The sequence below is a fragment of the Aestuariivivens sp. NBU2969 genome, assembly GCF_019931125.1.
In the GTDB taxonomy this organism is placed as follows: Bacteria; Bacteroidota; Bacteroidia; order Flavobacteriales; family Flavobacteriaceae; genus Aestuariivivens; species Aestuariivivens marinum.
Genome location: NZ_JAIOUU010000009.1, coordinates 40730 through 57128 on the forward strand (window position 1 = coordinate 40730; position 16399 = coordinate 57128).

The window sequence follows — 16399 nt, forward strand, 5'->3', positions numbered from 1 at the left end:
ACAAAAAAATGAATAATTAATAAACCTCAATTGATGTGGTTTATTGTAATATATCTTTTTCTATACAAACTTTAGATCCATCTATAAAGTATCTAGATAGATGTTTTAGACTTTTAAATTCTGAAGATAAAAGTTGAAGTAGTTTATTATTAATGCAGTAAACTTAGATTTTATTAGTTCTCAATGAGCTGTGATAAATATTGAAAGTTTATTTGTATATATTTTTTTATGAAAGTCCGAGTAAAAAGAATTCAACTTATTTTATCAATCCTGCTCGTCTTAATAAGGCTTCAGGGTTCGGTTCCTGCCCTCTAAAATGTTTATAGAGTGTCATGGGGTTTTCGGTGCCCCCTTGCGATAATATATGGTCTTTAAATTTATTGGCTACGGTTTTGTTGAAAATACCTTCCTCTTTAAAATATTCAAAGGCATCGGCATCTAATACCTCAGCCCATTTATAACTATAATATCCAGATGAATAACCACCTTGAAAAATATGGGAGAAGGCTGTACTCATACATGTGTTTTCTGTTTCTGGATATAAAGTTGTGTTTTTAAAGGCTTTTAATTCGTGTGCTTTTACATTTTTAATAGTCTCTGGTGATTCGCCAGCGTGCCAGCTCATATCCAATAAACCAAAACTTAACTGACGCAAGGTTTGCATACCCTCATGAAAGGTAGCAGATTCCTTGATTTTTTCAACCAAGTTCATAGGAATAACTTTGCCATTTTGGTAATGCATCGCAAACAATTCCAAGGCTTCTTTTTCATAACACCAATTTTCCAATATTTGACTGGGCAGTTCCACAAAATCCCAATACACATTGGTTCCCGACAGACTAGGGTAGGTGGTGTTGGCCAACATGCCATGTAAGGCATGACCAAACTCATGGAACAATGTTGTTACTTCATTAAAAGTTAATAATGAGGGTTTTGAATTTGTTGGTTTTGTAAAGTTGCAGACAATAGAAATATGTGGCCTGCTATTTTCTCCATTCTTAGTGTATTGTGGTTTGTAAGAGGTCATCCATGCACCATTACGCTTTCCGGTTCTTGGGAAGAAATCGGCATAAAAAATAGCAATAAAATCACCTTGGGTATTTGTAACTTTATATGTTAAAACATCCTTATGGTATTTGTCAATCGTATTAATTTCTTGAAATTGTAGGTCGAATAATTTATTGGCTACTGCAAAGGCACCGCTAATAACATTTTCTAGCTTGAAGTAGGGTTTTAGCTTTTCATCATCTAGGTCAAACAGTTTTTGTTTTAATTTTTCCGAATAATAAGCACCATCCCATTTTTTAAGCTGATCGATGTTGTCCAATGTCTTAGCAAACTGTTCTAAATTTTCAAACTCTCGTTCCGCAGCTGGTTTGGCTTTTTCCAATAATTCATTTAAGAAACTTTCTACATTCTCTGGTGTTTCTGCCATACGCTCCTCTAAAACAAAATGGGCATGGGTTTTATAACCCAATAAATTGGCACGTTGGTGACGCAAGTTGGCAATTTCCAAAACGTTTTTTTGGTTGTCTAGATCATCATTATGAAAGCCTTTACTTCCAGCAGCAAGTGTTATTTTTTTACGTAGGTCACGGTTATCGGCATATGTAACAAATGGAATGTAACTAGGGTAATCCAGTGTGAAAAGCCAACCTTCTTTGTTTTTAGATTCAGCCAATTGTTTGGCCGCTTCTTTTGCGCCTTCGGGTAAACCGGACAAATCACTATCGTTAGTGATTAGCATTTCAAAGTTATTGGTTTCTGCTAATACATTTTCGCCAAATTTCAGTTTTAACTTACTGAGTTTTTTATCAATTGACCTAAGTTTTAATTTCTTATCCTCTGTGAGGTTTGCACCATTTCTTGAAAAGCTTTTATATTTTTTATCCAGTAATAAGTGTTGCTCTGTGCTTAGATTTAGTTCATCTTTAGACTCATAAACTAATTTAATTCTTTTAAATAAAGATTCATTTAAAGTAATGTCGTTACTAAATTCAGATAAAAGAGGTGAAACTTCTTGTGCAATTTTTTGAATGGTGTCGTTGGTTTCAGCCGAATTTAGATTAAAAAATAAACTTGAAATTCTGTCTAATTGTTCACCAGAAAACTCTAAAGCTTCAATGGTATTTTTAAAAGTAGGTGCCTCAGTATTATTTACAATAGCATCGATTTCCAATTTAGTACTTGCAATGGCTTTTTTAAAGGCGGGTAGGAAATGCTGGTCTTTAATTTTCGAAAAAGGTGCAGTTTGAAAAGGAGTTTTGAATTTCTGATTAATAATATTGCTGGACATAAAAATAATTATGTTAATTTTAAATAATGTTATGCGTGCATAATAAAAATTTTATATATTTGCCGCAGTAATTAAAAGAGTGACTAACTCATTAGGATTTTTGTTAATAGCTAGAAACCTCAAAGAGATTTGAGGTTTTTTTATTTTAAACTTTTAGCAGATTCGTTTACCTTAATTTTAAGGCCTTCTTTGTAAGCTATAATTTTATCCAATACACATTTATCATGAGATCCAATAATTTGAGCCGCTAAAATCCCTGCATTTTTGGCACCATTTAATGCTACGGTCGCTACTGGAACACCTCCTGGCATTTGTAGAATGGAAAGTACCGAGTCCCAACCGTCTATAGAATTGCTGCTTTTAACCGGAACACCAACTACTGGTAGTGGGGATAGCGAGGCTATCATGCCTGGCAAATGTGCCGCTCCACCTGCTCCTGCAATAATTACAGAAAAGCCTCTACTATGGGCGTTTTTTCCATAATCAAATAATTTTTCAGGAGTGCGGTGTGCCGAAACAATGTCGACTTCAACTTCAATATCAAAACCTTTTAAGATGTCTATGGCATCTTGCATAACGGGAAGGTCACTTTTACTTCCCATGATTACACCTACTTTACTCATAAAATTCCAAATTTTAAATTCCAAAATCAAAAACATCTATTTTTGTAATTCGGAATTTGATTGTTGTAATTTAATCACTTATTACTTGTATTGTTTTTTTAACTGCTTCAGCAATGCGTCTGGCTTTATTTAAATCTTCATTAACTATGGTAACATGACCCATTTTTCTAAAAGGACGGGTTTGTTTTTTACCATAAACATGAGGTGTTACACCATCCATTTGCATTATGTTTTCAAGGTTTTTGTAAACTACATTACCGGTGTAACCTTCGGCACCAACCAAATTTACCATAACACCGCCAACTTTATTATCGGTTCTACCTAAAGGTAAGTCCAAGATAGCTCTTATATGTTGTTCAAATTGTGATGTATAACTTGCTTCAATGGTTTGATGCCCAGAATTATGAGGTCTAGGGGCCACTTCGTTTATTAAGATCTCATCATTTTGGGTTTGGAACATTTCTACAGCGAGCAAGCCAACATGGTTAAATGCTTTTGAAGTTCTTAAAGCGACTTCTTTCGCTTTTTTGGCAACATTGTCGGGAATTCTAGCGGGGCAAATTACATACTCAACTTGATTGGCTTCTGGGTGAAATTCCATTTCCACAACAGGGTAACTTTTAATTTCACCCGAGGCATTTCGAGCTACAATGACGGCTAATTCATTTTTAAATGGGATTAAGGTTTCTGCGATGCATTCCACATTGGGTAAACCTTCTAAATCCTTTAATGTTTTTACAATTTTCACACCTTGTCCATCGTAACCAAATTGGGCCGATTTCCATACAAAGGGTAAGGATAGACTACCATGGTTTATAGCATCTTTAATTTCAGAAGTGTAAGCAAATCGCAAAAAAGGGGCTGTTGGTAACTCATTGTCTACATAAAACAATTTTTGTTTAGCTTTATTTTGTATAGTCCGCAAGGTCTTAGAAGCTGGATATACTTTTATGCCTTCTTTTTCTAAAGCTTCCAGGGCGTCGACATTAACGTTTTCAATTTCAATGGTTAGTATATCAACATGTTTTCCAAAATTAAAAACCGCTTCATAATCCATCAAATCACCTAAATGGAATTCATCACAGGCAATTTTACATGGAGCTTCTTCACTGGCTTCTAAAACACATGTGTAGATATCAAATTTCCTAGTATTGTAGAGTAACATTTTACCAAGTTGTCCACCGCCCAAAATACCAAGTTTAAAACTCGAAGAGAAATAGTTCATTGTATAAGTTTTGCTCGAAACTAAATTAAGGTTAGGCAAAAATACATTTTAATATCAAAAAAGCTTGTATAACGTATTTCAAAAATCTCACCTAGATAACTATCGAGACAAAAATCATTTACTATCTTTGCTTTTTTAAAATTAATAACGTTGATAAAACTTCACGATAAATACTTTAAACCGTTTATCTCTGCCAAAAAAATTGATGATGCACTAACAAGAATGGCAAAGGACATAGCCAATGATATTGGTGATGACATTCCTGTTTTTGTTGGGATTTTAAATGGTTCGTTTATGGTTGTAAGTGATTTTGTAAAAAAATATCCTAAACCTTGTGAAGTTACGTTCATTAAGCTAGCTTCCTATGAAGGGGTTAAATCTACTGAGGATATTCAACGTTTAATTGGATTGACTCAGGATTTAACTGGGCGTACTGTAATAATTTTAGAAGATATTATTGATTCGGGAAATACCTTGGCTGAAGTACACCGTATTTTTAAAAATGAAAAGGTGAAAACCTTGAAAATAGCAACTTTATTTTACAAGCCCGAAGCATATAAAAAGGATTTTAAACTCCATTACATTGGTATAGAGATTCCTAACAAATTTATAGTTGGTTTTGGTTTGGACTATGATGGACTAGGAAGGGATATACCAGAAGTATATCAAATAAAAGAAACACAACATATGACAAATCTAGTGCTTTTTGGCCCTCCTGGGGCAGGAAAAGGAACCCAGGCTGAATTTTTAAAGAAAAAATATAATTTAGTGCATATCTCTACCGGAGATGTATTTAGATATAACATTAAAAATGAAACAGCACTAGGGATGTTGGCTAAGTCTTATATGGATAAGGGTGAATTGGTGCCAGATCAAGTCACTATTGATATGCTCAATGCGGAAGTAGAAAAAAACGCCGACGCCAATGGATTTATTTTTGATGGGTTTCCACGTACTAATGCACAAGCTCAAGCATTGGATAAATTAATGGATAGCAAGGACTCTCAAATTAATGCAATGATTGCTTTAGAAGTTGACGATGAGATTTTAGTTGAACGTTTACTAAAAAGAGGTGAAACCAGTGGTAGGACAGATGATGCCGATGAATTTATTATAAGAAACAGAATCACCGAATATTACAATAAGACAGCTGTACTGAAAGATTACTATTCGGTACAAGACAAATACTTTGGTGTTGACGGTGTTGGTAGTATAGAAGATATTACTCAACGTTTGAGTGCTGTTATTGACAAACTGTAAACTTCAATAGAGTTTAAACGTTGAACTTTAAACTTTATAAACTTTAAACTCAAACATGACCGAAGGTAATTTTGTTGATTTTGTTAAAATGTATGTCGCTTCCGGTAACGGGGGTAAAGGCTCCGCCCATTTACATCGCGAAAAATATATCGCCAAAGGAGGACCCGATGGAGGTGATGGTGGGCGTGGTGGTCATGTTATTATTCGAGGTAATTCTAACCTATGGACACTTTTTCATTTAAAGTTTAAAAAGCACGTTCGGGCAGGTCATGGAGAGCATGGTGGTAGTAGTAGAAGCACAGGGGCAGATGGTGAAGATGTTTATGTAGAAGTGCCATTAGGTACGGTAGTTCGAGATACGGAAACTAATACCGTTATTTTTGAGATTACCCAACATGGTGATCAAAAAATTATAGCCAAAGGAGGTAAGGGAGGATTAGGGAACTGGCATTTTAAATCGGCCACCAACCAAACACCGCGTTATGCACAACCTGGATTGCCTCTTGAGGAAAAAAATATTACTCTAGAATTAAAGGTGTTGGCTGATGTAGGCTTGGTAGGTTTCCCCAATGCAGGTAAGTCTACCTTACTCTCAGTAATGACTTCAGCAAAACCAAAGATAGCCGATTATGAGTTTACTACCCTTAAGCCCAATTTGGGTATTGTAGAGTATCGCGATTTTAAGAGTTTTGTGATGGCAGATATTCCAGGAATTATTGAAGGCGCTGCCGAAGGTAAAGGCTTGGGATATTATTTTTTAAGGCACATTGAACGTAATTCGGTTTTGTTGTTTTTAATTCCAGCTGATGCCGATGATATTAGAAAGCAATACGATATATTGTTGGATGAGTTAAGGCGCTATAATCCAGAAATGTTGGACAAGGAGCGTATGATAGCCATATCAAAATGTGATATGCTGGATGATGAGCTTAAGGCCGAATTAAAAACAGAATTGGATAATGAGTTGCCTATTCCTTATGTGTTTATTTCCTCGATAGCACATCAGGGCATTCAAGAGCTAAAAGACAAGCTTTGGAAGGTGTTGAATGATTAAGCCTTTCTTTGTACGACTTCATAAACTTCATTATTATCACACTTTAAGGTTTTGCTTGGGTATTTAAGCAAAAGGGCATAGTCGTGTGTGGCCATTAAAATGGTGTTGCCATTTTTATTAATATCTTGAAGTACTTCCATAACCTCTACACTAGTTTGTGGATCGAGGTTCCCAGTAGGTTCATCAGCCAAAATAAGCTCAGGATTATTTAACAAAGCTCTTGCAATTGCAATACGTTGCTGCTCTCCACCAGAAAGTTCGTGAGGAAATTTAAAACCCTTGGTTTTCATGTCTACTTTTGTTAAAACTTCTTCAACACGGGTGTCCATTTTGGTTTTGTCCTTCCATCCTGTTGCTTTTAAAACAAACAATAAATTATCCTTAACTGTCCTATCGGTAAGTAATTTAAAATCCTGAAAAACCACACCTAACTTGCGTCTTAAAAATGGAATATCTTTTTCTTGGAGTGTTTTTAAATTGTAATCTACAATATGGCCTTCACCCTCAGCTAAGGCGAGGTCGCCATATAGTGTTTTCATAAAACTACTTTTTCCAGAGCCTGTTTTACCAATTAAGTACACAAAATCACCTTTGTTTACTTCTACGTTAACATTTGAAAGTACAAGGCTTCCACCTTGATAAATGGATGCGTTTTTTAATTGTAAAATAGGATTAGGCATATTTTTAAGTTCAGAGTTTAAAGCTCAAAGTTAAAGGTTTTCAAACAAATATTGCGCTATCTAGGCTCTATAATCTAAACTCCATTGTCTTAAAATCACATTTAATAACTTCGTTTATAATTATAGCACGATTGTTGCGTTATAAGGTTTAGATTAAATTATCTTTGATTTTAAATTTAAACCCCAACGTTAATGACAATTAATAAATTAGCAGTACTAGTGCTGGTTTTGCCGTTTAGTTTTCATGTGTTTTGCCAGCAATCAGCAACATATACTAGTAATTTAGTAGATTATCAAAAAGCACTTTCCTTATATAAAAATCAGCAATATTTAGCAGCACAATCCATGTTTAGGCATGTTAAAAAAACTGCTGACGAGGAAATCATGAAATCTGATTGTGCATATTATATAGCCAATTGTGCAGTACGATTAAATCAACAAAATGCCGATGGTTTGGTAGAAGATTTTGTAGAAGAATATCCAACCAGTACAAAGTGTAATACCGCTTTTGTAGATGTAGGCGATTACTATTTTGAGAATTCCAAATACGCCTATGCCAAGAAGTGGTACGACAAAGTAAACGAAGATGCTTTAAGTAGATTTGAACGGGATAAATTTAATTTTAACAACGGCTATGCTGCGTTTTCAACAAAACGTTTTAAGGAGGCCAAAAAATATTTGAGCCGTGTGGAGAATTCACAAAAATATGGTTCTCAAGCTAAATATTATATAGGCTTTATGGCTTATGAAAGTGACGATTACGATCAAGCTAATGAGTATTTTGACCAAGTAAGTGACCAAGAACGATATCAAGAAAAATTGTCGTATTACCAAGCCGATTTAAACTTTAAGCTGGGGAAATTTGAAAAAGCGATCGAATTGGCAAAAGAACGCATAGATGCTAGTGATGAAGCCGAAGTTTCCGAACTCTCAAAAATTATTGGGGAAAGTTATTTTAACTTAAAGCAATATGAATCAGCCATTCCTTATTTAAAGGCATATAAAGGTAAACGCGGTAAGTGGAACAACACCGATTTCTATCAGTTGGGATATGCCTATTACAAACAAGGGGATTACGAAAATGCTGTGTCTGAGTTTAATAAATTTGTTGGAGGAAACAATTCAATCGCCCAAAATGCCTATTATCATTTAGGCGAGAGCTATATCAATTTAGATAAAAAGCAAGAGGCATTAAACGCCTTTAAAAATGCTTCTGAAATGGATTTCAACTTAAAAATCCAAGAAGATGCATGGTTGAATTATGCTAAGATTAGTTATGAAATAGGGAATCCGTATCAGCCAACACCACAAGTTTTAGCAGGATATTTGGATAAATACCCCAACACGAGTTATAAAGAGGAAATTGAAACTTTGTTAATAGACTCTTATATTACATCAAAAAATTTTAAAGAAGCTTTAAACCTATTGGAAGGTAAGCGAAGTTTTGAAAACAAAGTGGCTTATCAAAAAGTGGCATTTTATAGAGGTATTGAGCTTTTTAATGAGGGACGATATTTGGAGGCTTCAAATTTGTTTAAAGCTTCGTTAAAAGAACCAAGGGATTCAAATTATACAGCTAGGGCCATATTTTGGAAAGCCGAAACCGATTTTAATTTAACCAATTATAATGATGCATTGGTTGGTTTCAAACAGTTTGAACAACAGGGACAATTTGCGTTGTCAGAAATGGAGAATATAGATTATAATATAGCCTACACCTATTTTAAACTAAAGAATTATACCAAGGCAACAGAGTATTTCAATACGTTCATTAAAAACACAAAGGAAGATAAAGTAAGGCTTAATGATGCCTATTTGAGATTGGGCGATGGTTATTTTGTGTCAAGCGAATATAACAAAGCTATAGAGGCTTACGAACATGCGATTGAAATCAGTGAAATAGATTCCGATTATCCATTTTTTCAGAAGGCATTAAGTGCGGGCTATTTAGGAAAGTCATCAAAAAAAATAACAGAACTGGAAACGTTTATAGAGGCGTATTCCGATTCGAAATTAAGGGATGACGCCATGTACGAGCTTGGTAATTCTTATGTAAAAGAAGGCCAAACGGATAGGGCCATGACAGCTTATAACCGTTTAAATAGTGAGTACCGTATGAGCTCTTTTGTCCCTAAAGCATTGTTACGTCAAGGGTTGGTTTATTATAATAACAGCCAAAATGAACAGGCTTTGTCTAAATTTAAAAAAGTAGCTAACGATTTTCCTAATACCCCAGAAGCACAACAGGCGGTATCGACGGCACGATTGATATATATAGATTTAGGACGTGTAAATGAATATGCTAATTGGGTACGCGGTTTGGATTATGTTGAAGTTACTGATGCCGATTTAGAAAACGCGACTTACGAGGCTGCTGAAAAACAGTATTTGGATAACAATACCGATAAGGCCATTAAACAATTTAATGGTTATTTAAATGAGTTCCCTAACGGAATACATGCCTTACAATCCCATTTCTATTTAGCGCAGCTGTATTTTAAAAAGGATTTGAAAGGTAATGCTGCCCCGCATTATAAATATGTGGTTGGGGCCTCACAAAACGAATTTACCGAAGAAGCATTGTCACGTTTGTCCCAATACCATTTGGAAAGCAAAAACTGGAACGAAGCCATGCCACTATTGTCACGCTTGGAGCAAGAGGCTAACTTTTCGCAGAATGTCATTTTTGCGCAGTCTAATTTAATGAAGGCCAATTATCGATTGGAGAAATTCAATCAGGCTGTAAGTTATGCTGAAAAAGTATTGGGTAATTCCAAAATTGATAATAAAATTAAAAGTGACGCTTATATCATCATAGCCCGTTCAGCCATAAAAACTGGAGATGAAGCCAAAGCTAAAACAGCTTATGTCAATGTAGAAACCGTGGCAATGGGAGAAACTGCTGCTGAGGCACTTTATTATAATGCATACTTTAAGCATAAGGAAGGTCAGTTTGAAGCCTCGAATAAATCGGTACAAAAATTGGCAAAGGACTTTTCAGGATATAAATATTATAGTGCCAAAGGATTGGTATTGATGGCTAAAAACTTTTATGCCTTAAACGATGCATTTCAGACCACTTACATCTTAGAAAGTGTTATTGAAAACTTTAAGGAGTTTGATGATATAGTTCAAGAGGCCAAAGCTGAACTTGACAAAATTAGGCAAGAAGAGGCAAAAACAAATTCATCTATTCAAACCGAAGATTAATTAAAAATTCGTCAATCGTCAATCGTAAATCAAAACTTATGCGAAAGCACATAAAACATATAACAGTAATTGTTTTTTTATTAGAAATAACATTAGTATTTGCCCAAAGAAAGCAAAGCGATACACTTAATACAGGGGTTATAGATGTTGTTAAACCTTATACGCCATCTATATCCGATGCTTTTAAAGTAAAGGAGACCCCAACCTTAGATGATGCCGTAACCGATACAAAAAAGGATATCAAATATAACATTTTCTCTATTCCAGTAGCATCAACCTTTACTCCTGCAAAAGGAAAAGCTGCCGTAGTTGAAAAGACAAAACCCGTGAAGCTATATGATAATTATGCTACTTTAGGTGTAGGTACATATACAACCCTTTTGGGCGAGTTATATTTAAATCATGCCATTAGCAGAACCGAAAGCGTTGGAGGTTATTTAAGTCATCATTCCTCACAGGGTGGTATTGAAGGCGTACAGTTTGAAGACGATTTTTCAGATTCTAAAATCAATGTCAATTATTCGTCACGATTACGGGATTTATCTTGGAATGTAGAAGGCGGTTTTCAAAGACAGACTTATAATTGGTATGGTGTGGAAGAGGCTTTAGTTAATTTTACTAAATCCAGTAATATCCAAGTAGATCATTCGTTTTACAGCGCCCATTTTGGTGGCGACATCGCTTTTGAAGACACTTATATTAATTCAGGAAGTTTCTTTTTTAGACGTTTTGGTGATAATCATGGATCGGGTGAAAACCGTTTCAAATTTAAAACGATATTTGATATTCCCATTGGAGAAGAGGAATTGTCTACAGATTTGGTTTTTGATTACATAGGTGGGTCTTTCGATATAAGTGAAGCCTTAAATTATGGGAACTTTCAAATAGGAGTGGGGTCACAGTATGAGATGAAACAGGACGATTTAACCGTTAATTTTGGTGCATCGCTATTTTATTTGAGTGATAAGGAAAGTGGTGATGGCAAGTTTTATATCTACCCAAAAATAACAGCCACTTACCGCTTGGTTAATGATGTGTTGATTGCTTACGCTGGTATTGAGGGGGGGGTGATACAAAATTCGTATTACGATTTTGCAAACGAAAACCCTTTTGTATCGCCAACATTGTTTATTATGCCCACAGACCAGCAGTACAATGCCTATGTTGGTTTAAAGGGAAAGCTGTCCAGTAATATGAGTTATAATATAAGTGGGGGCTATTTGGCCGATAGAAATAAGGCATTGTATAGACATAATACAACCTTTTTTGACTTCACTGATGCCGAAGATTATCAATACAGTAATTCTTTTGGTTTAGTTTATGACGATGTGAATACCTTTAGTCTTGCAGGAGGGATAAATGTAGATGTTAACCGAAATTTTACTTTAGGTATTAGGGCAGAATATTTTAGTTATTCTACAAATGATGAAGAAGAAGCATGGAATTTACCCGATATTAAAGGGTCGTTGTTTTTAGATTACCAAATAGACGAACATTGGTTTGCAGGAGCTAATTTGTTTTACATAGGAGAGCGTCAAGATTTATTAAGTATGATAGAGCCATTTCAAGAGCCACAAGCTATGGTGGTGACCTTGGATAGTTATTTTGACGCCAATGCCCATTTAGGTTATAACATTAATGATAAAATTGCGGTTTTTGCAAAAGCTAATAATATTGCTAACAATACTTACCAACGATGGATGTTTTATCCTGTACAAGGGATACAATTTTTAGCGGGAGCAACGTTTAAGTTTGATTTTTAAAGTCCGTTGGTTCAATTTACTTAAAAGGTAATCCATTGCTATGAAAAGAATAGTGCTGATTTTTTACATTTATTTTAAAGCAATAACTAATGGATTTTATTGTTATTTATTACCAACCTTATAACCATGATAAAAACTCTCTTTAGTATAATTTTATTTATTTTTCTTTTGCGGACGTAATGAGCATTTAATTGCTAATTTTAAAATAGATGATATTGAATATAAAATTGGATTGATTTCAACAAGATCAGGAGATTTTACATACGGGATGTTTACAGAAGCAGCAATGATTTCAAATGGGAAAAGGGTTAAGGATACATTGCTCTAAGGAAGTAATAACTCTTGATGAATTTTTTAAACTGAACAATAGCTATTATCGTTTTGCTGAAATATCAAAGTTGGGAGATGAAATTACGCTTGTTAAAGAAACTGATTTTGAAAGTAAAGTTGGAACACAATTAGGAATGCTGGCTCCAGAATTTGAAGCTATTTCCATTTCGGGAGAAACTGTTAATTCAAAAGCCTTACACGATAAGGTTATTGTCGTGGCTAATGCTTGTGGTTGTGGGTGAGACAAAATATCCACTCAAGCCATTAGCAATTTAAAAGCTGCTTTTGGGAACGAAGTACACGTAATTGGATTAGATTCTAAAATTGATAAAAATCAGGAAGGATTATTTGTTGACGTTGATGAAGTCTTTAATAAAGGTGTTTATGAGAAATTTAGGAAACAATATTGTTCTAGAACCTATTATGTAATTGATAAAAACAATAGAATAGTTGATAAGTTTGAAACTGCTGATTGGAAATTGAATTTACCAAAAACGTTAAATAACCTAGCTGACATATAACCTTGCCAAATAATCAAAGTGCTCGCCGTCCATAACCAATTCACAATTTAGACCAGTGGAATTACAGACGAATTTTAAGGTGTCAAAGTCTAAGTAAAGCCATTTCATGGGCTGTTCATTTTCTCCTTTATAGGACAAGTAATAATCCAGTTCGCCATAGTAACTTGCATTGGTTTCAATCCAAAAACCACCATCGTCGTCTTCAAACATATATTTGATATCAGAGGAATCGATTAAGATTTGACCATTTGGTTTCAACAGACTTTTTAAATGGATTAAATAGTTTGAAACCTGTACCATTTCTGAAATATGCCGGTGCCATTCATAAGCAATAAAATGGTATCGAATGTTTCGGTTTCCTTTAAAACATTTAAGACTTTGGCATGTTTTACACCTCTTGCTTGGGCCACTTGTATCGCACCTTGTGAAATATCAATGGCTTTTACATATAAACTCTTATGTTGTAGAAACAAACTATGGCTTCCGCTTCCGCAACCTACATCCAAAACCTTACCTCTAGCTAATGTTAAAGCTTTTTGTTCCAGTTTGGGCATGGCCTTAAAATCACGAAATAAATAGGGTAGGGGCAGCACGTCATCATCGGAAATACTGGTTGAAGTGATGAGGTCTTCTGTATAGTTTCCGTTTTGGTAATCCAACAATGCGTTTCCGAAGAGGTCTTTCAAAATAAAAAGTTTAATGTCTTGTTGAACGTAGTCGAAACCTAGTAAATTTTAGATTCTTCACTTTGTTCTGAATGACAAAGATTAAGTATTTTTACACCATGCAAGAACTAATAAACAATCTTCCAAAGCTAGCCAAAGATAAGCATAACGAAAATAAAAAGTTCTTTGCCAAGCTTAAAAAGAAACCTCCAAAGGATTTGGATTACCTCATGCAGGAATTACACGATGAGGAGTTTCAACAAACTGATTGTTTGCAATGTGCCAATTGCTGTAAAACTACAGGGCCTTTGTTTACTGATAAGGACATAGAGCGTATTGCTAAGTTCTTTAAACAGAAGCCACAACAATTTATAGAGTACTATTTACGTATTGATGAGGACAACGATTATGTTCTACAAAGTGTACCCTGTACCTTTTTAGGGGCAGATAATTATTGTACTATTTATGATGTGCGTCCAAAAGCCTGTCGTGAATTTCCCCATACCGATCGGAAAAAGTTTCAACAGATTTCTAGTTTAACCTTAAAAAATGTGGCCATTTGCCCAGCAGCTTTTAACATTGTGGAGGCTATGAAGCAACGGATAAAATAGTTATTTTAGTCAGTAAACCATTTTCATTGTGGAAACCATTATACATTATTTTGAAACTATCCCTAGGCACCATCGTGTTATCTTAATTGTAAGTGGACTAACCTTGTTTTGGATAGTTGAAGGTTTAATACCCTTATTTAAATTCAATTATAGAAAATGGCGTCATGCAATACCTAATTTGTTTTTCAACATAACTTTAATATTAGTCAATTTGCCTTTAGCCTTTATGTTATTACAAACAGCTGATTGGGTTAAGGATAGCCATTTTGGAATCATTAATTGGTTACCAGAGATGTCTTTGTGGTTATATAGTATCATAGGTTTGGTTTTGATGGATTTTTTTGGAGCTTATTTACCTCACTACATAGAACATAAGGTTAAACCACTTTGGATGGTGCATTTGGTTCACCATACCGATCATAAGGTAGATGTTACTACAGCAAATAGACATCACCCGATTGAGAGTATAATTCGATTTTTATTTACAATGCTTGGTGTCTTTATAGTGGGAATTCCTATAGGGTTAGTATTTCTATACCAATCCTTATCGGTACTGGCCACTCAATTTAGCCATGCAAATATAAAATTGCCTAAAAAAGTTGATAATACCTTGAGTTATGTGCTTGTGTCTCCAGATATGCACAAGGTACACCACCATTATAGGATGCCTTACACCGATTCTAACTATGGGAATATTTTTTCAGTTTGGGATAGGCTTCTAGGAACTTATATGAAATTGGATACGAAAGATATCATCTATGGAGTGGATGTATTTCCAAATGAAAAACAAAACAGCAATATAAAGAATTTGTTGATTCAACCCTTTCAAGAATATCAAAAACCTACGTTTAAAGCGAACAAGGATAACTAGCTTTTAAGGATAGATTAGGTACTTTTTTCTTATCGCCTTAAACACGTTTAAATCGGCTTCCCAAGACGCTTTAATTTCTGTTTCAGATAGACCTGCTTCTATTTGTTTTTGAAGCTTATCGGTGCCGGCATGTTTGGTGAAATTACCTGTGTTAAATACTTGGGATTTGTCGTTTGCATGTTGGTAAGCTTTCATTACCCATTTTAATGAGACTTCACCATTTAAGTTGTCGTTGCTTAAATCTTCCCCATAGCAAAGTTCATTTTTATGTTTTGGCTGTTTAGCGCCAAAATTTTCAATAGGGGTATAGGTGAAATTGAAAATGGTACTATCTAAAAAAGGAGCCCCATAACGTTGAAATTGAAATTCTGTACCACGTCCCGCATTGATATTGGTCCCTTCAAAAAGCCCAAGACTTGGATACAGTTTTATGGATTGATCATTTGGTAAATTGGGTGAAGGCCTTATAGGTAAGCTATAAGTCAAAAAATGATTATAATTTTCGACGGGAATAATTGTTAATTTACATTGTATCCCATTATTCAACCATTTTTCACCATTGATCATTTGGGCATATTCCCCAATGGTCATGCCATGTACTAGAGGAATAGGGTGCATGCCCAAAAAACTTTTGTTTTCTATTTCTAAAGTAGGGCCGTCAATATAATGTCCGTTAGGATTGGGACGATCAAAAATCAATACGGGAATGTTGGCTTCGGCACAGGCTTCCATGATGTAATGTAAGGTTGAAATGTAAGTATAGAAACGTACCCCTACATCTTGGATATCGAAAATTACGACATCTAAATCCTCTAATTGACTGGGAGTTGGTTTTCGGTTACTTCCATATAGGGAAACAATAGGTAAATTGGTTTTGGAATCAATACCATCCTTAACCTTTTCACCGGCATCTGCCGTACCACGAAACCCATGTTCGGGAGAAAATACTTTTTTAATGTTTATGTTTAATGTTAATAGAGAATCTACTAGATGTATGAAAATAAGATTTTGCGAAATGTTCGTGTCTGAGTAACTCGAAGATACCCTGTTTTTAAATATTACCGAAGTTTGATTAGCAACAATGCCAATACTTTTGTTTTTTAGTAGGGGTAAATAGGACTCTGTTTGATTGGCACCAACAATAATAAGACTGTCCTTCTTTACTTTATGACATATTTCTTTAACTTCATCATTATTTTTTGCTTTAGAACCACAGGAAATCATTAAAACAATACCAATAATTATCGGGAATAAAACTGTATTTTTGAACAGATAAAAAGTCATAGCAAA

General features: G+C 34.7%; 12 protein-coding genes and 1 pseudogene. 7 read left to right on the forward strand and 6 right to left on the reverse strand.

What is annotated here, in order from left to right:
• Positions 1–256: 256 nt before the first annotated feature.
• The 3 genes from K7G79_RS08280 to K7G79_RS08290 all read right to left on the reverse strand — a co-directional run bounded on the left by K7G79_RS08280 (position 257) and on the right by K7G79_RS08290 (position 4144).
• Positions 257–2296, reverse strand: coding sequence for a M3 family metallopeptidase (locus tag K7G79_RS08280; RefSeq protein ID WP_223550939.1), 2040 nt, complete (start codon positions 2294–2296; stop codon positions 257–259).
• 140 nt (positions 2297–2436) lie between these two features.
• On the reverse strand, positions 2437–2919 hold the full coding sequence (purE, locus tag K7G79_RS08285; RefSeq protein WP_223550941.1) for a 5-(carboxyamino)imidazole ribonucleotide mutase: 483 nt from the start codon (positions 2917–2919) through the stop codon (positions 2437–2439).
• Between the two features lie 70 nt (positions 2920–2989).
• The gene (locus tag K7G79_RS08290; protein WP_223550943.1) at positions 2990–4144 is read right to left on the reverse strand and encodes a 5-(carboxyamino)imidazole ribonucleotide synthase; all 1155 of its coding nucleotides are present in this window, start codon (positions 4142–4144) and stop codon (positions 2990–2992) included.
• Positions 4145–4294: 150 nt separating this feature from the next.
• Here K7G79_RS08290 and K7G79_RS08295 point away from each other — a divergent pair, with 150 nt between their 5' ends.
• Positions 4295–5404: an adenylate kinase gene (locus K7G79_RS08295; protein WP_223550946.1), complete on the forward strand. Its 1110-nt coding sequence runs from the start codon at positions 4295–4297 to the stop codon at positions 5402–5404.
• Between the two features lie 55 nt (positions 5405–5459).
• Positions 5460–6458: a GTPase ObgE gene (gene obgE, locus K7G79_RS08300; RefSeq protein ID WP_223550948.1), complete on the forward strand. Its 999-nt coding sequence runs from the start codon at positions 5460–5462 to the stop codon at positions 6456–6458.
• Here the strand turns inward: obgE and K7G79_RS08305 are convergent.
• A complete protein-coding gene (locus K7G79_RS08305; RefSeq protein WP_223550950.1) occupies positions 6455–7138 on the reverse strand; it encodes a cell division ATP-binding protein FtsE in 684 nt (227 codons plus the stop codon). The two genes, obgE and K7G79_RS08305, sit on opposite strands and share 4 nt — an antisense overlap.
• A 192-nt stretch (positions 7139–7330) precedes the next feature.
• Here K7G79_RS08305 and K7G79_RS08310 point away from each other — a divergent pair, with 192 nt between their 5' ends.
• From K7G79_RS08310 to K7G79_RS08320, 3 genes are all read left to right on the forward strand, one after another.
• Positions 7331–10348: a tetratricopeptide repeat protein gene (locus K7G79_RS08310; RefSeq protein ID WP_223550952.1), complete on the forward strand. Its 3018-nt coding sequence runs from the start codon at positions 7331–7333 to the stop codon at positions 10346–10348.
• Between the two features lie 38 nt (positions 10349–10386).
• Positions 10387–12111, forward strand: coding sequence for a TonB-dependent receptor (locus K7G79_RS08315; protein ID WP_223550954.1), 1725 nt, complete (start codon positions 10387–10389; stop codon positions 12109–12111).
• A gap of 296 nt (positions 12112–12407) precedes the next feature.
• The gene (locus K7G79_RS08320) at positions 12408–12683 is read left to right on the forward strand and encodes a hypothetical protein (protein WP_223550956.1); all 276 of its coding nucleotides are present in this window, start codon (positions 12408–12410) and stop codon (positions 12681–12683) included.
• 264 nt (positions 12684–12947) lie between these two features.
• On the opposite strand, the pseudogene K7G79_RS08325 reads toward K7G79_RS08320, so the two are convergent.
• A pseudogene (locus K7G79_RS08325) lies at positions 12948–13648 on the reverse strand (class I SAM-dependent methyltransferase).
• Positions 13649–13746: 98 nt separating this feature from the next.
• Between K7G79_RS08325 and K7G79_RS08330 the strand changes: the two are divergent.
• Both K7G79_RS08330 and K7G79_RS08335 read left to right on the forward strand, forming a co-directional pair.
• A complete protein-coding gene (locus K7G79_RS08330) occupies positions 13747–14238 on the forward strand; it encodes a YkgJ family cysteine cluster protein (protein ID WP_223550957.1) in 492 nt (163 codons plus the stop codon).
• A gap of 28 nt (positions 14239–14266) precedes the next feature.
• Complete coding sequence (locus tag K7G79_RS08335; protein ID WP_223550959.1) at positions 14267–15109, forward strand: sterol desaturase family protein; 843 nt, start codon at positions 14267–14269, stop codon at positions 15107–15109.
• A gap of 3 nt (positions 15110–15112) precedes the next feature.
• Here the strand turns inward: K7G79_RS08335 and K7G79_RS08340 are convergent, their stop codons facing one another.
• Positions 15113–16393 carry an exo-beta-N-acetylmuramidase NamZ domain-containing protein gene (locus tag K7G79_RS08340; RefSeq protein ID WP_223550960.1) on the reverse strand — a complete coding sequence of 427 codons (1281 nt, stop codon included), beginning with the start codon at positions 16391–16393 and terminating at the stop codon, positions 15113–15115.
• Positions 16394–16399 lie beyond the last annotated feature (6 nt).